Genomic DNA, 19,767 nt, shown 5'->3' with positions numbered 1-19,767 from the left:
GACGTGTGATGAGTTATTATTTGGGCATCGACGGTGGAGGCAGCAAAACAATCGCCGTCATTTCTGACGAAACGGGAATGATTATCGGTTCAGGCTACGGAGGCTGCGGTAATCATCAGGTTGGCAGAGAGATCGCAGAACAAAGCATTCGCAAGGCAGTGGGTCAGGCCTTGCAGGAAGCGCAGCTAACGAAAAGCGATATTGCTTATGCGATGTTCGGATTGGCCGGCGCCGACAGGGAGGCAGATTTCCGGATATTGAGGCCGATGATCGATGGTCTTGGCTTCCCCGACTTCGAAATCGTATGCGATACGGTTATCGGGTTGAGGGCAGGTACGACAAGGCCGTTCGGGGTCGTCTCCATTTGCGGCACAGGAACGAATTGTTATGGAATCAACAGGCAAGGAAGAGCGCTGCAGATCGGAGGATTTGGGTACACATATGGCGATTTCGGGGGAGGAGCGGGGCTTTCCGTTGAGGTATTTCGCTCTGTCATTCGCGCTTGGGAAGGGCGAAGCGAGCCGACACGACTGACCGAAGCGGTACTTGCCATGCTCGGTTATGCATCGGTCGAGCAGTTGTTTCATGATTTTCTAGACCGGGAAGCGGCAATTCCCTATGATCTAACGAAGCTTCTTGTTCCTGCAGCCGATGAAGGAGACGGTGTAGCGGAGCGCATTTTGCAGAAACAAGGCATTGAACTTGGCATAACTGCGGCTACCGTCATTGAACGGTTAGGCATGCAAAGCGATTCGTTTGATCTCGTTTTGGTCGGAAGCGTTCTTACACGCGGAAACACAAGGCATATTATACCTCATATGGAAAGCCAAGTAGCACCTGTTGCGCTGGGGTGCAGGCTGCGGGTCCTGACGTTAGAACCTGTCGCGGGAGCGGTTATGCTGGCGATAGAGAAGGGTGGCAGGCGGCTGGAGCAGACCGTTTACAAGCAACTGGGAACGGCATTGACATTGAAGGAGATGAGTGAAGTATGAGCAAACACTTGAAGTTGGCGGTTATCGGAGGAGGTTCGTCCTATACTCCTGAGCTAGTTGATGGCATCATTCGTAATTTCGAACGATTCCCCGTTGAGGAAATCATTCTTCTCGATATACCCGAAGGAGAGTGGAAGCTCAATATCGTCGGAAATTTGGCGAAGCGAATGATTGCGAGTTCGGGATTACCGATCACAGTTAAATTGACGCTGGATCGTCAAGAAGCATTAGACGGGGCGGGTTATGTGACCACGCAGATGCGGGTCGGATTGCTGGAAGCACGTACCTGGGATGAAACGATTCCGCTTAAATACGGAGTGATCGGTCAGGAAACGACCGGCCCCGGAGGGATGTTAAAGGCGTTTCGAACGATTCCGGTTTTGCTCGATATTTGCGAGGCTATGGAACGTTTATGTCCAGATGCCTGGCTGCTCAATTTCACTAATCCGGCTGGGATGGTCACCGAAGCGATTCTAAAGTATTCGCGAATCAAGTCGATTGGATTGTGCAACTCGCCGATTGCCGCATACAAATGGCTCAGCGGGCTGTATGAAGTGGCGCCGGAGCGGATATATTGCGAGTTTGTTGGCTTGAATCATCTGCATTGGATAACGCAAATTTCAATCGATGGCGAATCAAAGCTGGAGGAGCTGTTAAATGGCGGCGGTACATATTCAGCACGCAATGTGCCTCAACTGGATTGGAATGCATCGTTAGTTCGCTCTCTTGGAGCAATTCCCTCCTATTATTTGAAATACTTTTATTTGCAAAAAGAAATGATAGAAAGTCAGCTTGAAGCGCAGCGAACCGAAGGGACGAGGGCAGAAGTTGTCAAACGTGTCGAAGACGAGTTATTCGAGCTGTATCGTGATCCCAATTTGGCGGAAAAGCCAAGACAGCTTGAGCTGCGGGGCGGGGCCTATTATTCGGAGGCGGCTGTCAATTTGATGAATTCGTTATATAACGATTCGCAGGATATTCAGACGTTGAACGTACCGAATCAAGGAATACTCGACTTTTTACCGGATGACGCTTGTATAGAAGTGAATTGTACCGTGACAAAGCAAGGTCCCGTCCCTATCCCGACAACAAAGGTGCCACCTGCTGTCAAAGGACTGATACACGCGGTCAAGACTTACGAACAGCTGGCGATTGAAGCAGCGGTAACTGGAGACAAGGGGGTCGCGCTGCAAGCACTTGCACACCATCCTCTTGTCCGATCTGCGAATGTGGCCGAGCGCTTGCTCGAAGAGATGCTGAAGCAGAACAGAAAGTACTTGCCCTTATTTTTCAAGTAACTTGCCAAGGGCCGATTTCTCAGCCGGTAACCGCTGTAACGTCTTCTAACAAGGGACTTCTACATGCGGAAGACATATACGAGCAGTTGACGTTAAAGGCGGTCATTACCGGAGATAAGGAGGTGAAATTCCCGGTACTGGCGCATCATCTTCCCGTTATTGACGCAAATGACGCGAATGGATGCATCAACAAGCTTTACCTGAGTATTTTGGTGAGAATACTTTAAAAAAAGGAGTTGTATACGAGATGAAGGTGCTTGATGCAAACAAAAAAGGAATGAAGTTATTGTTAGCGTTTTTTTGTACGCTGCTTATCGTTCTGACGTTACCGAAACAGACTTTGGCTGCAGATACTGCATTTTATGAACCATTAAATGCAATGAACAGCAATATGTTTTACGCTTCCGACAACTGGGCGAATGGTCCGGGTTTTGGCGTCGGATGGAAAGCATCCAATCTGGAATTCAATAACGGCATCATGGCGCTGCGTTTGGATAATAATTGTCCTTCAAGCTGCTCAGGAAAAAACTTTGCTTCCGGCGAGTATGCGACTAAGGCGAAGTATGGCTATGGACGAGTAGAAGCGCGTTTTAAAGCGGCTAAGGGGGAAGGCTTGGTCACTTCATTGTTTACTTACGAAAATGTAGGCGAAAAGAGCGATGAAATTGATATCGAAATTCTCGGCAAGAATACGACGAGACTGGAGACCAACTACTTTACCAAAGGTGCGGGCGATCATAGCACGATTATCAATCTTGGCTTCGACGCAGCTGAAGATTTCCACAATTACGCATTTGAATGGTCCCCGACCTATATCAAATGGTTTGTGGACGATAAGTTGGTGCATACCGAAACGGGTACACGGGGAGCGCTGCCGACGAATCCGGGGCTTATTATGGTTAATCTGTGGTCGGGTACAGGATCGACTGAACCTTGGACAGGAAAGTTCACTTATCCGGGCACTCCGATCCGGGCTGCATATGACTGGATTAAATTTACGCCAGCCGATCAGCTTCCTAAAGACGATGGAACAGGGCTAACAGCACAATACTACGACGATATGAACTTCACTACATTAAAAGCAACACGCACTGATGCAACTATCAACTTCGATTGGGGCCGTGGAGCCCCGATGTCATCCATGGGGGCGGATACATTTTCAGTCCGGTGGACCGGTAAAGTGAAGCCAGAGTATACGGGAACCTACACATTTTATACGAGTTCCGATGACGGAGTGAGATTGTGGGTCAATAATCAGCTTGTTATCAATAAGTGGATTGACCAGCCGGAAACGGAATGGTCAGGGAATATCCATCTGACGGCCGGTCAGAAGTACGATATCAAGCTGGAGTTTTATGACAATACAGAAGACGCCATAGCCAAACTGTATTGGTCGAGCGCTTCGCAGCCGAAGCAGATTGTTCCGCAAATTCGCTTATATCCGAATTAAGCAATAATAAGCCTTCTTCCAAGGCAGAATCGTTGGTGACTTCCCTCCAGACGTGAGACAAAATAAAACACCTTCAAGAGAATGCGACCATGTCATAAGATATGGATTCAACCTTGGAGGTGTTTTGCTTTGACAACCAGCAGTTACCCGATGGAAGTGAAGATGAAAGCCATTGGGATGAGATTGGCAGAATCCGCCCATTGAAATGGACATACATAGCAATAATGCGGCAGAAATATAGTTTTTTTCATTAGAAATATTTCCTCTCTTGTTGATAAAACTCAGATCAGCAGCGGAGAATAGCTCTTTATTAAGAATGATCAAAAAGTGACAATGAATATTTCATTTTCTTTTTTATCAATTCTCATTACTTATACAATAAGCTAACCCGCAAAAAAACACAGTGACTTTATCACAGACAGAATTGTATAGTCAGGTTCATCGGCAAATATCTTCGTCGACTCCAAAGTGCTGCTGAGACTGAACGAACTACTGGGAAATGCCACCATATAATAACATGGCGTCTTGGTCACCGATATTACGTATTTGACGTTTGGCGGAAAAACGTTGTACCTGTCGAGTATTTTAGACTTGTTTAACAGGGAGATTGTGGAGCAGACAAGCAAAATACAGCATTTGTCCTAGACACACTGACTCAACAGCCGGGCCCCTTGCTCCATAGCGATCATCGGATCACCTTCTTCACTGCAATTACGGCAACTTATTAAAAATTTTCTTTGGGGAGTTAATTTTATTGCAACCTTTTTTTGAAACGAACCGTTTGAGGAGGTGAAATAAGGGAAAATAATAAGTGAAAACAAAGGAGGAATTTTAAATGAAAAAAGAAATGGCAAAAGGATTATTGTGCATGGCGCTGGTTGGTTCGGTTTTATTCGTAGCAACAGGTAATACGATCGCTTCAGCAAATGAACCAGTGAAAATTCTACCAGTAGCTCCTAAAGACGAAGTGCGGATTCAACCGGTAGTTTCTAAGGAGGATCAATATCGTGCCCTACCAATCAAAGATGAAGACCAATACCACATTTTGCCAATCGAAGACGAAATAAGCATTATGCCTGTTGAAAAAATTTCGAAAGAATTTCTTGAAAAAGTTAAGGGGGCATCGGGCAAAATCCCTTGCATCGTTTTACTCCAAGATTCTACTAATGATAACGTGTATGAGGAATTAGAAAAGAAAATTGGTAAGTTTGAAACAACATCTAAGTACGATGAAATTGGAATGGAAGGATTTGCTGCAGAATTAACGAAAGAGCAAATTCTTGTTTTGAAGGATCTTGACCTTGTTTCTTATATAGAGTCTGATGAAGTGGTCTTCGGCAGCTAAGGCAGGATGCGGGGCAAGGGCTATTTTAAATTCTGACTAACATAGTTCAATAACGATACGTAGTTACCAAAACCAAAAATAGGAGGAACAACCTATGAAAAAAAAATTAATTACTGCTTCGATTGTACTTAGCCTGTCAGCTTCAATGCTAGCTATCCCTGTTTTTAGTGCACCTAGTTCTAATCCATCTGCATCAATAGAGCCTGCCGGTACTCTCCCGGTAAACCCATTTGATGAAGTAAAACAAAATCTGCCTAAATCCGTTAGTTCATCTGACTTGACAAAAATGGAGGCTCTCTATAATCAGTCTCAGAAGCTGCAAGATGAAATTTACAGCTTAGACATTCAATATAACGACCTTCTTGGTAAATATAAAGACATCCCGTCTTTTCAGGAAGTAAAGAAACGCTTGCCCAGTTCACTAAGCCATGATGAGTTGAAGAAGTTGGAGGAATTGTACAATCAAATCTCCAAGCTCAGAAAGGAAGGGAAAACATCTCAGACTGATCCATTGTGGGAGCAATGCTATAAAATCTTACATCCTTATGCATCAAAAGAGCCTGCTTTCGATTATGGATCAAAAGAGCCAGCCCCTTTTCAAGATTATTATGGATTAAGGGAGCCTGCTTATACTCTACCGGTGAACTTATTTGATGAAGAAAAACAACATCTGCCTAAATCGATTAGTTCATCTGACTTGTCAAAAATGGAAGCTCTCTTTAATCAGGCTCGGAAGCTGCAAGATGAAAGTTATAGCTTAGACATTCAATATTACGATCTTCTGGGTAAATACGAAGAAATCCCATCTTTTCAAGAAGAGAAGATAGGCTTTCCTAATTCTCTAAGCAAAGACGAGTTGAAGAAGTTGGAGGAGTTATATAATCAAATCGCAAAGCTCAAAAAGGAAGGGAAATCATCCCAGACCGATCCACTGTGGGAACAATATTATGAAATCTTATATAAAGAATAATTTTGTTACGTTTTAAAAGAGGCTTACGATTCCACAAACATCTGAAGCCTTCATCGATGGGCTAGGGGAGATATTAAGAACCAAATTAATAAGTTCAATGGACTTATTAATTTGGTTCTAAGGAGGGTGAAGATATAAGTAGAAGGCAATCTTACTTGGATCACCTTTTCACGAGGTAGGCATTCCGCGACAAGCCTTGCACTTAGGTTTTGATTATACGAGTTAGATTTTCTTACAATATTCTTTTGGAGCAAATCCATGGATTTAAAATAAGGGAGGACTTTAAATGAAAAAAGTAATGGCAAAGGGATTATTGTGCATGGCGCTAGTTGGTTCGGTTTTATTCGTAGCAACAGGCAATACGATCGCTTCAGCAAATGAACCAGTAAGAGTTCAGCCAGTTGCTCTTAAAGATGAAGTGCGGATTCAACCAGTAGTTCCTAAGGAAGATCAATATCGCACTCTACCAATCAAAGACGAAGTGAGTATTATGCCTGTTGAAAAAATTTCGAAAGAATTTCTCGAAAAAGTTAAGGGGGCATCGGGCAAAATCCCTTGCATCGTTTTACTCGAAGATTCTACTGATGATAACGTGTATGAGGAATTAGAAAAGAAAATTGGTAAGTTTGAAACAACATCTAAGTACGATGAAATTGGAATGGAAGGATTTGCTGCAGAATTAACGAAAGAGCAAATTCTTGTTTTGAAGGATCTTGACCTTGTTTCTTATATAGAGTCTGATGAAGTGGTCTTCGGCAGCTAAGGCAGGATGCGGGGCAAGGGCTATTTTAAATTCTGACTAACATAGTTCAATAACGATACGTAGTTACCAAAACCAAAAATAGGAGGAACAACCTATGAAAAAAAAATTAATTACTGCTTCGATTGTACTTAGCCTGTCAGCTTCAATGCTAGCTATCCCTGTTTTTAGTGCACCTAGTTCTAATCCATCTGCATCAATAGAGCCTGCCGGTACTCTCCCGGTAAACCCATTTGATGAAGTAAAACAAAATCTGCCTAAATCCGTTAGTTCATCTGACTTGACAAAAATGGAGGCTCTCTATAATCAGTCTCAGAAGCTGCAAGATGAAATTTACAGCTTAGACATTCAATATAACGACCTTCTTGGTAAATATAAAGACATCCCGTCTTTTCAGGAAGTAAAGAAACGCTTGCCCAGTTCACTAAGCCATGATGAGTTGAAGAAGTTGGAGGAATTGTACAATCAAATCTCCAAGCTCAGAAAGGAAGGGAAAACATCTCAGACTGATCCATTGTGGGAGCAATGCTATAAAATCTTACATCCTTATGCATCAAAAGAGCCTGCTTTCGATTATGGATCAAAAGAGCCAGCCCCTTTTCAAGATTATTATGGATTAAGGGAGCCTGCTTATACTCTACCGGTGAACTTATTTGATGAAGAAAAACAACATCTGCCTAAATCGATTAGTTCATCTGACTTGTCAAAAATGGAAGCTCTCTTTAATCAGGCTCGGAAGCTGCAAGATGAAAGTTATAGCTTAGACATTCAATATTACGATCTTCTGGGTAAATACGAAGAAATCCCATCTTTTCAAGAAGAGAAGATAGGCTTTCCTAATTCTCTAAGCAAAGACGAGTTGAAGAAGTTGGAGGAATTGTATAATCAAATCGCAAAGCTCAAAAAGGAAGGGAAAACATCTCAGACTGATCTATTGTGGGAGCAATACTATAAAATCTTAAATCCTGACGGAGCAGCCTTCGGCAGCTAAGGTGATGCAGGTATTCGTAGAATTTTAAATTAGGTGTAAAAAGTCCTTTGGAGATTAGGGAGGCCATTGATAGCTGCGGGAACTCATGGATTTTTCCTTTGTACCTATGGATAACGGTTTAAACGCCATAGACCTGATCCGGATGTTTAAATACCTGCTCCTGAAGGCCATCTTTAGCGTGGAAATTAAGAAGGTAATTGGAGACAAGTCCTATTCAGGAAAGAAATAACATCATATACTGCAACAAGCCGAGCGCAAGCTGTTCTACACACGCGGGAGATGCACGAGCTGTACGTGTACCATACCGGCCGGCGCAATCCGTTTCTGGACGGTGCTTCCCCCGACACTTATGCCACCGGCCATTGACCAAGCGCGCTAATAAAGCCTCCGGCGAGCCTATGGATACTGAGTCCATAGAAGCCGGAGGCTTTTTTAAGTTACACCAATGCCGTTATTTCAAGCCGTCCAAGAACGCACGGTGGCTGTTGACAAAGCTGTACCCGTTCGCCGCATCCCAGTTGATGGACCAAGTCATGAGTCCTTTGAAGCCGGGATAGCCGGCTGGGTTTTGCAGCTTGTAGCTGCCGCCGAACGACGTGCCCTTGACGAGATACGTGATCGCCTTCTGTACCTCGGCCGCCGACGTATATCCGCCACCTGGCCCCGCGCTCGGCACCGCAGGTACGCCGATAGCAACTTGCTCCGGACGCAGCGCCGGGAATACGTTGTTTGCATTGTAATTGACAGGGAAGCCCTTCAGCAGCATCTCCGCCATGGCAACATGGAAGTCGGCTGTGCCTTGTGCGTAAGAGTGGCCGTCAAGCCCCATCATCGAGCCGCTGTTGTAATGCTGAACGTGAATATACGTCAGCTTGTCGCGCAGCGCGTGGATGATCGGCAGGTAGGCGCCCCAAGGACCGCCGTAAGCGACCATCCCGCCTTGCACGTATGCCGTCTCCGGAGCCATCGTCAGCACAAAGCCGCTGCCGAACGTGCCGCTGAGTGTACGGACCGCGTCAATCAGGTTCACGATGCCCGGCGTGGTCGGGTTTTTGAAGTCCGCATCGCCGCCGTTCAGCGCGACCGAGCTGCCTTCCAGGTCGATATCGATCCCGTCGAAGTCGTACGTTTGGATAATCGACGTCATCGTGCTGATAAATTCCTGCTTCTTCGTCGCATCGGACAGCGTAACCGTGCCGTTTTCGCCGCCGAGGGAGATCAGCACCTTTTTACCTTGGCTCTTCAAATACGCGACATCCGCTTTGAATTCGTCCACCGTCGCATTGAATGGCGTAAAGGTCATCGTACCGCTGCCCGGAGAAACCGGCTCGGCAAAGGCGACGTTGATCACGTCGTATTTCTTCGAGACGTCCCGCAGCTTGAGCACCGAGGACCTGTTATCGAAGTTGTGCCAGTAGCCAACGACGATCTTGCCCCCGCCTCCGGACGGCGCCGGTTCGGTCTTCCCTTGCACGCCTTCCGCACCAAGCGCCATCGCCGGTACTAGGCATAATAGGAGCAGAGCGACCACCATTAAGGAAAACGCTTTCCTAATTGTTTTCCGAAGCACTATCTGTGCAAAGCTCATTAATAAATCCCTCCTAAATATAAAGATGCCATCAAGGAAATCTCCAACGGACCTCCAACAAACAAAGTGGCAGCAGTGGCGTTCGGGGCTGCCATTACATACTAACTGTGACAGCTTGGCTTGTGTCTGATATATTTCCCACAGCATCCTCTGCACGAACTGTAAACGTATAAGACGTGTTCGAGTTTAACCCAATAACGCTATAAGATAACGTCGAGCCGGAAACGGTGCCAATGAGTTCCGAACCGTTGTAAATTTTATAATTGGTTACACCAACGTTATCGTTCGATGCGTTCCATGCTAGAGATACGCTCGTTGCCGCAACTTCGGTCGCGCTCAAGTCCGACGGTACCGTTGGGACTTGCGAATCTAAGTTTCCTCCGAAATCCACGTCGATAACGTTATAGAAGGCGTTACCTGTATCGTGAATTTCCCAAACGGCTAAAATGACTTGGTAACCTGTCCGGTAAGGAACGTTGCAAGTATTGGTGTAAGAGAACGGAGGACGTTTTCCGCCATAGTTTTCCGTGCAGAATGGCGTCAGATCGAACGAGTTCCGGCTAAGGGGTGCATTACGATCCCAATTTTGCTTTGTGATATAATATTTCCAGTTGGTGGTAGCGTGGGGGGCGGTAAACTTCCACGTAAATGCTCTCATTCCCGCTGTCATCGGCACTTTGCTCCAACGGGTAGCATATTGTTCATCCAACTCCGGGAATTTCCCTGCTGCGCTGGCGATTTGGCCGTCGGCAGGGCCTGCCTGCGGAAATCCTTTCGGCGCTTCCAAGCTTTGCGGTTCCCAAACAATCGAACCGCAATTTTCATTTTGACCCAGCTTACATAAGTAAGCACGGCTGCCCGGGGATTCTACATATCCATGGGCGGAAGCCCGGTCGGAGAACATGAGCATAATGATAGCCATTACCAGCATCATTCCGCTGGCCACAAGCAATTTAAAAAACATAGCATTGGGTAAACGAAGGGTCATACCAATCTCCTCCTTACTAGATTTAATGTTGGCCAGTCATTTACAATACAAGCTTTGTAATTGTTTTTTACATTAGTCACACCTCCTTTCGAATGAAATGTTATATATAAACTCAAAATGAGTTTATATATCATCCATAACTTCAAGGTCATAAAAAGATGGGTTTAGGCTAAACAAAACGTAAGGGTTAGAATAAGACGTGGAAAAAAGAGATGGAGGAAGGAATAATCGACATTCCTGATATTAACGCAACGAAAGCCATGAGTACTCTGTACCTTTAATCGATTGATCTAAACAACAGGTTCGTATATCTTCATCTTTCCTATACCTAGAGCCCAAAGATGCATTACAGTTTGCTCCGGCCCAAGTAATTTAGCAGTTTTAACTTACTTATAATTGTAACATCCCAATTTCTGGGTTACTCCCACAATTTGCCTGAAAATTGATGCTATTTTATTGTTTTTTCATTAATCTCGGCTTGGTTCCATTTGGTGAGGTTCAGCGCGTCCTTCCGGCCGGACCCAGTGCATTCCGGATCATGTACGACTCCATCGGTACAGCAGTGATGCGGACTGGACAACCGGCCTGAAAACCAAAGTTTCCAAAAGGGTCAGCTTTGCCAGATGGCGGTCATGAGCGCTTTCTCAAAAACTTTTCTCTTTACCCTGAAACTAGCAATAGCGAAGTCTATGGAGCTCTTATGGACAAACAAAATCGTTGTTTAGTTTCATCTGAAATGTAATTAGTCTCGCAGTGGCCCACTAAGGGGCCGAAGCCCCGAACTATTTTTGTTTCTTCGTTTCAATGATCGCCACCACAAGCTTGAATCCGTACGTTACACCTTTTGCAAATTGCTGCCCGGCTTCATCGGGTCGTACCAAAGCTTCAGTATCCCAAAATGCTTCAAGGTCTAGTAAATCATCTACAAGCTTTTGCAACTCTTCGAACATGGCGTCCTCCTTTTTGTTTAATGCTCATAAGAGTTTTTTGATATATTTTCTATCATACCAAATTATATCCAACCCCTTCCGTGATGCTGTTACACTTTAGTGCGCTATTGCATCATCTACCATCTAAAATAACAATTTTCACGTCTGATGATCATATTCTGCCTCCACTCGCGTTTAAAGTCAGTCGGCTATTCTTTTCCATATGACTAAAAGATAAGTTTAAACAACAAGTAGGAGAGATGATCAACTCAACATGTGTTTAGGCCAAAAGTATCAAAACTTCCGATGTGTAACGAATTTGAGCTGAGGAAATGAGGAATAAATGGAGACTGGTAAAAGATGAGGGCGTAGGAGGCTCTGCCAAAAGCCAACCTGAAGAGAATTCCGGAACATACACCAAATTTTACGGGCAACAACTTCATTCGCATAAACCATGATGACGTAGAAAGAGGAGGCTTTACACGACGATTACCTTGACCATGTCCGCCATTACGATAACAAAGGAAGATTGCCATGAACATCAAGTTAAGCGCGCTGATTGTCGACTATGAGAAGCATATCTGAAGCGGTATACTGAATTCCGTTCCTTGGGAACGATTCGGCATTGATATCGTGGAGGAAGCCGAGAACGGCAAGCAGGCTGGGCTCAGGCGCCGCTCGACTTTCTGCAGAGACGGTGTTCGTATGCGGAGATGGCTGCCATTGCCGGAGATGCTGGCATACTCGGGGAGGAAGGGGATCTTCATGCCTTTCTAGTAAGGGAACCTGTTTTTCTTCATCACCAATCGATTCGACCTGACTTGCGATGAGATCAGTGACATGTACCGAAGCCGCTGGGCGATTGAAACGTTCTTCAAGTGGATGAAGCAGCATCTTCGGATCAAGCACTTTTATGGGCAAAGCGAACAAGCGGTGCACAACCAGAACTGGATGGCACTTATCGCCTTGAATACGTGCTACTACCTGTACGGAACACCAAGCGAGACGGTCTGAACGGTAAAAAAGCGATTCGACTGTACGCAAGCGGCGAACTGGAAAGCCGGGAACGTTCCATCCGGGCTTTCCGGACGCAGCCCGACTGTGGAGCGATCTTTATTACTCGACTTTAGCGGAATTATCTCTTCGCTTTTTTCGAACAACCGCGACGCATAACAGAAGCAGCGGGTAAAGCATGCAAAAAGTGAAAGAAAAAGGTATGACCGAAGTAGAGAAGAAAGACACCAATCTCTGAAAGCTCCGTATGTCCCAGATACTAAATATAAGTGTTAGAAAACCTATCGGAAAAACCAATGGACGATAATCAGAGAGGTTCAGCCATCGGGCTGTGCCTACAACAAGCGTGTAATACCATACGGATAACTGGATAAAGCCGCCTCCTATCCAGATGGCCATGATTATGCCATCGAGATTTTGGATAAATTCCGCCATGCTAATGTATCGGCCAACGGTATATACGGGAAAGGGGAATTTAGCGGTCACGTCTCCCAAAACAAATAAACAAAACAAATTCGAGGCCACCATCGTCACCATCAAAATCAATACCGGCATTATTCCGCCGCGTAAAATCTTTCCTCGACGATTCAATACCGGAAATAAAAACGAAATAAAGAAAAACTCGACAAACCAAACGTGCGGAACGACCGAACCCTTCATAGCCGGCATTATTCCGTTCTCCATGACGGGTAATATGTTCTTAAGATTGAAATCGGGGATCGTCAAGGAGGCCATAAAGACGGAAAAAAGAATGATCATCGGCAAGAAGATCTGCGTACATCTTGCGATGACTTCGATTCCGCCACGGACGGCAAGCCCACAAACCAAGAGGATGCTCCCAATCACAACCACAATGGGGGTTTTAAATAAAAATGCTTTAACTATGAATATCCCGTGTTCAAGCGCAATGGTACCAAAGGTATGCAATAGAAAAAACAGAAAAAGGAAGCTGAATATTTTCCCTAATGTTCGTCCGAGTATAGCTTCGCTGGAACCAATGATCGATTCTTCAGGGAAAAGTTGGTTTAACTTCCAGGCCAGCCATACGACAATGAAACCGCTCATAGAGCTGAAAATTGGCGAAAGCCACATATCGCGGCCTGCGTATTTCGCTGTAATAGATGGAACGATAAGGATAGCCGTTGCCCCGATCAGCAAATACGTCATGATGCCCATTTGGAAAACCGAAATCCTTCCTTTATCGATAACAAACTCACCTGCTTTCCGGCTGATATCCGAATCTGATTTATTAACCAAGAATGTTCTTAAACGGCTTATAGATCATATCGATCAAATCCGTTGGTCCCGGCATTGTCGGATACAAAACGAGCAGGAGCGCGAGGAGCCAACCCGTTATAGTCAGTACCGCAAAAGCTCGTTTTTCCTTCTTCCGGTCCGGATCTATGTTGCGCCATTCGTACAGGGCAATTATGCCGAAGATAACGGATGTGCCAACGATCGATGGCCAAAACATATTCACTTGCGATTCACCTCTTATTCAGTTGGAGGAGCAGTCGATAATCCCGGTCTCCGTATGTATGCTTTGCTGACCACTTCAATGTTTACATTCGGAAATATTTCGTGCCAGTGTGCTTTGGCTTTTGCCCACTCTTTCGGAAATTTAGAGTGAAACGCTTCAGCAAAGTCAAGGATGTCAGCTCCCATTTCTTTTTGAACTTTCGTGAGTGTCGTTAGGATTTGACGATCAATTTTTTGTTCCAATTGCTTTTCAAGCTCGGTTGTAGTATCAATATCCATCAGATCTAAAGTTGTTTCATTCTCTACCGCTTCGAACTCCATGAAGTTTTTAACGGCTATTTTCCACCTTCCATCCTGAATTTTCGGGAGCAGCGCCGTACGCGACCGGTAGAGGTTAAAGGAAATCAATCCATCCGCATTTTTCGGTTGAATGGTGACCGCGATCGATTGAAGTTCTCTTTTAAACCAAATCACGCCTCTAAAAATCTTGTCATAGAACTGTCCCACCATTTTATCCCCTTTGAATACAGCGGTTCCATTAAGTTTTATGCCCAATTTATTTTCGGCTTCTTGTTCAACATCTATCCAAGAAAGCGCCGCTGCTCCTGCATCACTGTCCAACATTTGTATCAGATCCATTACTGTCGCACTTATACCGGCTTCGAATTTCGTTAATTCCACCATAATATCGGTCGAGGATTGTTCCAGATTGGGTATCACCTTCAATATATCAACGGGTTTTCCTTTACTTACGAAAACATACGCGTTCATTCGAGGACTCGGATGGCGCGTTATGAAATCAATGTGATTGCGAATGCCTTCTTCCGCGATTCTTTTGCCGAATACAATTGCTTGGTTATGCCCCCAGGAAATACGGCGTGATAGTTTTGCCTGGAGTCGAGACATTGCATCAAAGATTGTAATGCCGGTTGCTTCTACTACAATCGTACTCTTGCTGCTCGAGCGGTTATTTTCTTTCCCTCCTCCCCCCAAAGCTTTAGGCATGGCTAACTGCACGGAAAGCTCTATTCTGCCATCTTTTGCTCTATCAATGCCAGCCGCCAGCACGAGTGCCAAATCGTTGATTTCAACTCTATCCCAGCAACCTGCAAGAAGGAGGATATTCAAAAACAGGCAAATCATAATAAAAACCTTTGCTGCTTTTTGTAAATAAGCGTGATTCATCCCCTTGATCTCCTTTCAGGGGCTTGTCCCACCGGCGTTCCTTATTTCGCATCGCCTCCGGACGGATCAGGCTTTTGCCTTAGCGCCTGCCGGTATTTGTTATATGCTCCGGTGAAATGGGGTCTCGTGTTTAACTTCCACCACGGGGCTCTTATCAGCACGTCCTTCATTTCACGAACCTTCATCGGAGCTAATGGGCTTAGATAGGGAACCCCGAATGACCGTATAGTACATAAATGTATGATTATTATGATTATCCCTAGCATTATTCCCAGCATCCCTAATGTTCCCGATAGAAGCATTAATGGAAAACGCAGCATTCTTATCGTTATCGCCGCACTATAACGGGGAGTAGTGAAGGAGGCGATACCGGTAAGCGCAATTATCAAGACCATAGGCGCGGAAACAATTCCGGCGGAGACTGCCGCATCGCCAATGACAAGGGCTCCGACTATGCTGACTGCAGAACCCACTTGTTTGGGCATTCTTATTCCTGCTTCGCGCAATGCTTCGAATGTGATTTCCATGATCAAAGCCTCGACCAAAGCCGGAAATGGAATATGCTCCCGGGATGCCGCCATATTAAGAAGAAGTTTGGTAGGCACCATCTCTTGATGAAAGGTAAGCACTGCAACATACAATGAAGGAAGCAGCAAAGAAGCTAAGAGAAACAGGTACCGTAGCCAGCGGATAACCGTTCCAATGAAAAATCGCGAATAATAATCTTCATTGGATTGGAGTAATGAAAAAAATGTCGTTGGTGCAATAATGACAAATGGCGTTCCGTCGACTAAAATAACAACACGTCCCTCTAGCAAGCTGGACGCGGCTACATCAGGGCGTTCAGTCGACAGCACCTGCGGGAAAGGAGAATAGGGATGATCTTCGATCATCTCCTCTACCATACCGCTTTCCAGTATTCCGTCTATCTCGATTCGCGCCAGTCTTGTTTGGACCTCTTCAATCAAATTTTTTTCCGCTATGCCTTCCATATATGCAACAACTACGTTTGTTCGCGTAAATTGCCCAATTTCAATTGTGCGCATTTTTAATTCAGGACTTCTAATTTTCCTCCGAAGCATAGATGTGTTAACATTTAGCGTTTCGATAAAAGCTTCACGCGGTCCGCGAACAACGGATTCGCTTTTTGACTCTTCGATGGATCGCTTCTCCCATTTTGCCAGCCCTAAGGAAAAACCAATGTTGCTCCCATTAATTAGGATTACAGGTTTACCTGATGATATTTGATGCACACAGTCGGAGAATGTAGTCACCTCGTTAACATCGGAAACGGATAATTTCATATCCATGAAAATGTTGATGTCGTTAAATTCCGCAGTAGATTCTTGCATGAGCACCGAAAGAACGTTTTCGTCCAGCTCTTCAATGTTGGACATTCCATCGATATAGATCAGAACTGCCCTTACTCTTCCGCTAATATAAAATGTACGCAGGATTAAATCATAACAATCTGTATAAATAGAGCGAATCGTATTTATGTTCTCGTCCAATTCATGGAACAGCGGATTCTGTGGTTGTTCCGTTTCTTTATCCGAAATCTGCGACTTCTCCCCTTTATATGGCCATAACAACTTCCACCATAAACGATTCATAAATCGCAATTCCTTTCTTTAACTGGATAAGGACGATGTTGGTAGTATCATTACCTTTAGTTAGGAAATTATACCTGTACCAAAGGACCTTGAATTTTAAGTAGTTAATGCTGCCAGGTGTGCATTCAAACTACTAGATAGTAGGATAAATCTTTTTCATATGAATGTCGTATATGACCCGGCAGATGTCACAGAAGTAACGACCGAGTATGAGGGATGCGCGGAGTGGAAAGCGCGCAAGATCGTTATAGGAGAACGAACAGCAAGCGTCCGGCACTCCCGGAGCATCTTCAGAAACAGCGGCAGCGGAATCTCGCCTGCAGCGCGGCGCCGAGCGGAAACACGACGAGCGCAAACAAATGCAGGCGCCGGCCGTCTCCTACCGTATGCTAAGGAAGAAGGCCGGCGAAGATGTTTGAATCATTCTTCGACATGACTCACACGCCATTCGGACGGGATATTCCGGTGACGGAACTGTGAGTGGCAGTAACAGTTGGAATCCTACGCCATCTAATAATCCTCCAATTCGCTGACAAGGTGTGCGGCTGCCGATTTGTCCAAAGCTTGTTCCAGTCACTCCCGCAGCTTAAACGGACGGGATAAAGTAAATATTTACAAAATTTTAATATGAACCTATAATTAAAATAAGTAATATTATGTAAATTATTAAATATATTTCTATAAATTAAAGAGGGTGAATTATATACAAGTCAAGGAGTATGTCGTCCATTGGGAGGACACGATGCGGCTCCCGGATAGCGATATGGATGAGAAAATCAAAGGCTTGGCCGTCGCAACGCAGCTCGGTGCCCGTGTTCCTACGGGTCTCATTATCGTTCCGGAAGCTTATTGCGCTTTTGTAGAGGAGGGGACTGTTCCGAAAGGGCTTGGCGCTGCATTGGCCTCGCATCTGTCGGACATCGAGCGCCGAATCGGGCAAAAAATCGGCGTTTTCGAATCGGACAAGCCTCCTTTGCTGTTTTCTCTGCGATGCGGGGACAAGAACGGCGACGTACGGATGCCGGAATCCATGGTCAATATCGGACTGGCTGAAACCGAAGCGAAGCGGTCCGATGCGTTTGCCGGCATGCTTCAAGAAGAATACGCCATACAGGCGCAGCAATTTCAAGACAGTCTTCTTGCCGGGGCAGCGGCCCGGAATTCGTCGTACGGTCCGTTCGGGAGCGCGGTTGACGAACTGCTCTACTACATCGAGCGGATCTATGCGCATTTTCAAGAGCTGGAACAAGCGGGACAGCGCCATTTTAACCGCTGGCTGATCGTTCAGCAAATGGTATACGCCAACTGGAACGCGCAATCCTGCAGCGGAAGGGCTTATACGCGGAACCCGCGCACGGGACAGGCGGACGATTTCGGCAAGTACCTGATGCGGCAGTCGGGAGTGTATTTGAATCTGACTCCGCTAGAGCGGAAAAAAGATTTACGGGAATTACGGGACGATATCCCCGAAGCGTACGATCAGCTTAAGGCATTTTTCACGGAGCTGGAAAGCTATTACCGGACGCCGAGATATGTGGAGTTTGTCGTGGAGGATCGCAAGCTGTACATTTTGCAAAATACGAGGGGAAGCTATGCGGCGAGATAAACCGGCCCTATGGGAAGTGATCTGGACGCTATGCTCGTACAGGATTCACCGGATTGCCCACATTCCGTATAAAAGAAACGTTTTGTTAAAATTCATCAAGCCGATCACAAGGTCCAGTACGGTGAGTCTTATGCGCCTTCTTCAAAAATAAAAGGGAGGTTACGCGGGTTTGTGCCATTGGGATCATGCGTTCCGCACGATGAAAAAAGCGGCAAAACTACGACGCTATCGATCAATACATGATCTACGGGACGCTCTTGGGCGGACGCACGCCTTTTCAAGGCATTTCCGTACTGGAGTACGGGCAGGCCTACCGCGCGAATGCCAAAATAAGCAGCCGCTTTACGATTGCCGTCCATATGCTGTCCCTAATCCATGTCCGCGCAGACCAGCTTACTTCCGAGCAAATCGCCGACAGCGTCAACACGAATCCCGTGTTTATCCGTCAAATCAGCAGATTATTGAAAAAATCCGGGTTGATTGACGTGAAGCGGGGATCGGGCGGAGCTTATCTGCTGAAAGAAGCCGGAGCGATTTCCTTATATGACGTGTATAAAGCCGTCGAGGTCGTTGAGGAAGGCGAGCTTTTCCATACCCACGAAAATCCGAATCCGGATTGCTGGGTCGGCGCGAATATTCACCGGGTTCTCGAGATTATTTTGTTGAAGGCTCAAACGGCCATGGAGAACATCTTGAAAGAAGTTTCTATCCAAGAATTAACCGAGCTCCTTGTTCAAAAAAAGAATGCTGCTCATGCTTCTCAGGAAGCATGATTTATTTTGAATTAGTTTGTAAGTGGTGTGTTTACAACGAACTGAACTATGGGCTAAGGCTACCAACGGCAAGTCGCCTTATCTATTTGTTGTAAGTAATTTGATTACAACAATGGCCGCCAAAAAGAACAACGCCGTCCGGATGCGGCATTCCGGTTTCCCCCCTGGAAGGGAGGTGGGGAAAATGAAGTAATTCCCGGAACAAACACTTTGCGGAATATTGCATACCAAGAGGACCCATTTGAAAAAGAACTCTGTTTAATGACGAAGCGCGGATAAAGGGCTCTCCCGGACAGGAGAGGCCCTTGTGCCTTTTTTACTTACTGCATCTGCCCTTGCGATTGATTCTGTTTGGACACGAAGTCGATGGTCCAATCGATCATCCCGTTCATCATATTGATGATCAGATTGATGACATCCTCGTCCGTTAACCGCGAGCCGCGGGTTTGTTTGGAAGCATATTCCTGCATCTTGGTCTGCAGGTCGCTCGTCAGCTTTTTGAGCTGAATGAAATCGTTGGCCATATCGAATAGCGGATTGTCGGTTTGCCCCGATCCTTGGTTACTCTGGCCTTGATTCGAGCTTTGGTTTTGGTTGTTGGACTGGCTTTCAAGCAAGCTTTTGATCTGCTGCAGCTCGTCGCTTAGAAACTGGTTTTGCTCGGTTAATTCTTCGATTTGTCCCTTCAGTTCGCGGTTGCTGATCATGGCGGCTCCTTAACTTGAGATTTTATGGATATTTTACCCTGATTTTGTACATCTATCCGTTAGATGCGGGAATTTGGAA

18 protein-coding genes and 2 pseudogenes are annotated in these 19,767 nt (G+C 45.6%); 12 read left to right on the top strand and 8 right to left on the bottom strand.

Translation table 11 applies throughout. The features are described from left to right. Positions 1–8 precede the first annotated feature (8 nt). The 9 genes and pseudogenes from NI000_RS12290 to NI000_RS36740 all read left to right on the top strand — a co-directional run bounded on the left by NI000_RS12290 (position 9) and on the right by NI000_RS36740 (position 8,035). Positions 9–992 (top strand): N-acetylglucosamine kinase, encoded by a 984-nt coding sequence (locus tag NI000_RS12290; RefSeq protein WP_253410884.1) that lies wholly within the window; start codon positions 9–11, stop codon positions 990–992. Further along, a complete protein-coding gene (locus tag NI000_RS12285) occupies positions 989–2,290 on the top strand; it encodes a 6-phospho-beta-glucosidase (protein WP_253410882.1) in 1,302 nt (433 codons plus the stop codon). The genes NI000_RS12290 and NI000_RS12285 overlap by 4 nt, the downstream gene beginning before the upstream one ends. 247 nt (positions 2,291–2,537) lie before the next feature. Next, positions 2,538–3,740, top strand: coding sequence for a family 16 glycosylhydrolase (locus NI000_RS12280; protein WP_253410880.1), 1,203 nt, complete (start codon positions 2,538–2,540; stop codon positions 3,738–3,740). Positions 3,741–4,265: 525 nt separating this feature from the next. Then, positions 4,266–4,426: pseudogene (locus NI000_RS12275) on the top strand (IS3 family transposase); the annotation flags it as partial. 149 nt (positions 4,427–4,575) lie between these two features. Beyond that, positions 4,576–5,085 (top strand): protease inhibitor I9 family protein, encoded by a 510-nt coding sequence (locus NI000_RS12270; protein ID WP_253410878.1) that lies wholly within the window; start codon positions 4,576–4,578, stop codon positions 5,083–5,085. Positions 5,086–5,179: 94 nt separating this feature from the next. Beyond that, positions 5,180–6,055, top strand: a complete 876-nt coding sequence (locus NI000_RS12265; protein ID WP_253410876.1) for a hypothetical protein — start codon at positions 5,180–5,182, stop codon at positions 6,053–6,055. Between the two features lie 286 nt (positions 6,056–6,341). Further along, positions 6,342–6,818, top strand: a complete 477-nt coding sequence (locus tag NI000_RS12260; RefSeq protein ID WP_253410874.1) for a protease inhibitor I9 family protein — start codon at positions 6,342–6,344, stop codon at positions 6,816–6,818. Positions 6,819–6,912: 94 nt separating this feature from the next. Further along, on the top strand, positions 6,913–7,806 hold the full coding sequence (locus tag NI000_RS12255) for a hypothetical protein (RefSeq protein ID WP_253410872.1): 894 nt from the start codon (positions 6,913–6,915) through the stop codon (positions 7,804–7,806). Between the two features lie 106 nt (positions 7,807–7,912). After that, complete coding sequence (locus NI000_RS36740; RefSeq protein WP_301292469.1) at positions 7,913–8,035, top strand: hypothetical protein; 123 nt, start codon at positions 7,913–7,915, stop codon at positions 8,033–8,035. 222 nt (positions 8,036–8,257) lie between these two features. Here the strand turns inward: NI000_RS36740 and NI000_RS12250 are convergent, their stop codons facing one another. The 3 genes from NI000_RS12250 to NI000_RS12240 all read right to left on the bottom strand — a co-directional run bounded on the left by NI000_RS12250 (position 8,258) and on the right by NI000_RS12240 (position 11,332). Next, the gene (locus tag NI000_RS12250) at positions 8,258–9,394 is read right to left on the bottom strand and encodes a chitinase (protein ID WP_253410870.1); all 1,137 of its coding nucleotides are present in this window, start codon (positions 9,392–9,394) and stop codon (positions 8,258–8,260) included. 94 nt (positions 9,395–9,488) lie between these two features. Then, positions 9,489–10,382: a lytic polysaccharide monooxygenase gene (locus NI000_RS12245; protein WP_309247891.1), complete on the bottom strand. Its 894-nt coding sequence runs from the start codon at positions 10,380–10,382 to the stop codon at positions 9,489–9,491. 782 nt (positions 10,383–11,164) lie between these two features. Then, positions 11,165–11,332: a hypothetical protein gene (locus NI000_RS12240; RefSeq protein WP_253410868.1), complete on the bottom strand. Its 168-nt coding sequence runs from the start codon at positions 11,330–11,332 to the stop codon at positions 11,165–11,167. Positions 11,333–12,091: 759 nt separating this feature from the next. Between NI000_RS12240 and NI000_RS12235 the strand changes: the two are divergent. Continuing rightward, positions 12,092–12,274 (top strand): annotated as a pseudogene (locus NI000_RS12235) (transposase); the annotation flags it as partial. 153 nt (positions 12,275–12,427) lie between these two features. Here NI000_RS12235 and NI000_RS12230 read toward each other — a convergent pair. Genes NI000_RS12230 through NI000_RS12215 form a run of 4 tightly spaced genes read right to left on the bottom strand, consistent with a single transcriptional unit; the run spans position 12,428 to position 16,602 of the window. Then, on the bottom strand, positions 12,428–13,582 hold the full coding sequence (locus NI000_RS12230; protein WP_253410866.1) for a GerAB/ArcD/ProY family transporter: 1,155 nt from the start codon (positions 13,580–13,582) through the stop codon (positions 12,428–12,430). After that, positions 13,575–13,799, bottom strand: a complete 225-nt coding sequence (locus tag NI000_RS12225) for a hypothetical protein (RefSeq protein WP_253411148.1) — start codon at positions 13,797–13,799, stop codon at positions 13,575–13,577. Before NI000_RS12225 ends, NI000_RS12230 begins: the two co-directional genes overlap by 8 nt. Positions 13,800–13,819: 20 nt before the next feature. Further along, positions 13,820–14,989 carry a Ger(x)C family spore germination protein gene (locus tag NI000_RS12220; RefSeq protein WP_253410864.1) on the bottom strand — a complete coding sequence of 390 codons (1,170 nt, stop codon included), beginning with the start codon at positions 14,987–14,989 and terminating at the stop codon, positions 13,820–13,822. A 41-nt stretch (positions 14,990–15,030) separates the two neighbouring features. After that, positions 15,031–16,602: a spore germination protein gene (locus tag NI000_RS12215; protein WP_253410862.1), complete on the bottom strand. Its 1,572-nt coding sequence runs from the start codon at positions 16,600–16,602 to the stop codon at positions 15,031–15,033. Positions 16,603–17,296: 694 nt separating this feature from the next. Between NI000_RS12215 and NI000_RS12210 the strand changes: the two genes are divergently transcribed. Both NI000_RS12210 and NI000_RS12205 read left to right on the top strand, forming a co-directional pair. After that, positions 17,297–18,208 carry a hypothetical protein gene (locus NI000_RS12210; RefSeq protein ID WP_253410860.1) on the top strand — a complete coding sequence of 304 codons (912 nt, stop codon included), beginning with the start codon at positions 17,297–17,299 and terminating at the stop codon, positions 18,206–18,208. A 239-nt stretch (positions 18,209–18,447) separates the two neighbouring features. Beyond that, positions 18,448–18,981, top strand: coding sequence for an Rrf2 family transcriptional regulator (locus NI000_RS12205; RefSeq protein ID WP_301292468.1), 534 nt, complete (start codon positions 18,448–18,450; stop codon positions 18,979–18,981). A gap of 320 nt (positions 18,982–19,301) precedes the next feature. Here NI000_RS12205 and NI000_RS12200 read toward each other — a convergent pair whose 3' ends face one another. Continuing rightward, on the bottom strand, positions 19,302–19,688 hold the full coding sequence (locus NI000_RS12200) for a hypothetical protein (RefSeq protein WP_253410858.1): 387 nt from the start codon (positions 19,686–19,688) through the stop codon (positions 19,302–19,304). Positions 19,689–19,767: the final 79 nt, after the last annotated feature.

This window comes from Paenibacillus tyrphae, from assembly GCF_024158745.1.
GTDB classification, from domain to species: domain Bacteria; phylum Bacillota; class Bacilli; order Paenibacillales; family NBRC-103111; genus Paenibacillus_G; species Paenibacillus_G tyrfis_A.
The sequence above is the reverse complement of the archived record's forward strand: the minus strand, read 5'-3'. Positions and strand labels throughout refer to the sequence as shown.

Excerpts from the sequence above, each read along its gene's own strand:
- NI000_RS12220 (WP_253410864.1), bottom strand. The coding sequence starts at position 14,989 with ATGAATCACGCTTATTTACAAAAAGCAGCAAAGGTTTTTATTATGATT.
- NI000_RS12215 (WP_253410862.1), bottom strand. The coding sequence starts at position 16,602 with ATGAATCGTTTATGGTGGAAGTTGTTATGGCCATATAAAGGGGAGAAG.
- NI000_RS12265 (WP_253410876.1), top strand. The coding sequence starts at position 5,180 with ATGAAAAAAAAATTAATTACTGCTTCGATTGTACTTAGCCTGTCAGCT.
- NI000_RS12245 (WP_309247891.1), bottom strand. The coding sequence starts at position 10,382 with ATGACCCTTCGTTTACCCAATGCTATGTTTTTTAAATTGCTTGTGGCC.
- NI000_RS12285 (WP_253410882.1), top strand. The coding sequence starts at position 989 with ATGAGCAAACACTTGAAGTTGGCGGTTATCGGAGGAGGTTCGTCCTAT.
- NI000_RS12200 (WP_253410858.1), bottom strand. The coding sequence starts at position 19,688 with ATGATCAGCAACCGCGAACTGAAGGGACAAATCGAAGAATTAACCGAG.
- NI000_RS12290 (WP_253410884.1), top strand. The coding sequence starts at position 9 with ATGAGTTATTATTTGGGCATCGACGGTGGAGGCAGCAAAACAATCGCC.
- NI000_RS12280 (WP_253410880.1), top strand. The coding sequence starts at position 2,538 with ATGAAGGTGCTTGATGCAAACAAAAAAGGAATGAAGTTATTGTTAGCG.
- NI000_RS12205 (WP_301292468.1), top strand. The coding sequence starts at position 18,448 with ATGATCTACGGGACGCTCTTGGGCGGACGCACGCCTTTTCAAGGCATT.
- NI000_RS12240 (WP_253410868.1), bottom strand. The coding sequence starts at position 11,332 with ATGTTCGAAGAGTTGCAAAAGCTTGTAGATGATTTACTAGACCTTGAA.
- NI000_RS36740 (WP_301292469.1), top strand. The coding sequence starts at position 7,913 with ATGGATAACGGTTTAAACGCCATAGACCTGATCCGGATGTTTAAATAC.
- NI000_RS12260 (WP_253410874.1), top strand. The coding sequence starts at position 6,342 with ATGAAAAAAGTAATGGCAAAGGGATTATTGTGCATGGCGCTAGTTGGT.
- NI000_RS12250 (WP_253410870.1), bottom strand. The coding sequence starts at position 9,394 with ATGAGCTTTGCACAGATAGTGCTTCGGAAAACAATTAGGAAAGCGTTT.
- NI000_RS12255 (WP_253410872.1), top strand. The coding sequence starts at position 6,913 with ATGAAAAAAAAATTAATTACTGCTTCGATTGTACTTAGCCTGTCAGCT.
- NI000_RS12270 (WP_253410878.1), top strand. The coding sequence starts at position 4,576 with ATGAAAAAAGAAATGGCAAAAGGATTATTGTGCATGGCGCTGGTTGGT.
- NI000_RS12225 (WP_253411148.1), bottom strand. The coding sequence starts at position 13,799 with ATGTTTTGGCCATCGATCGTTGGCACATCCGTTATCTTCGGCATAATT.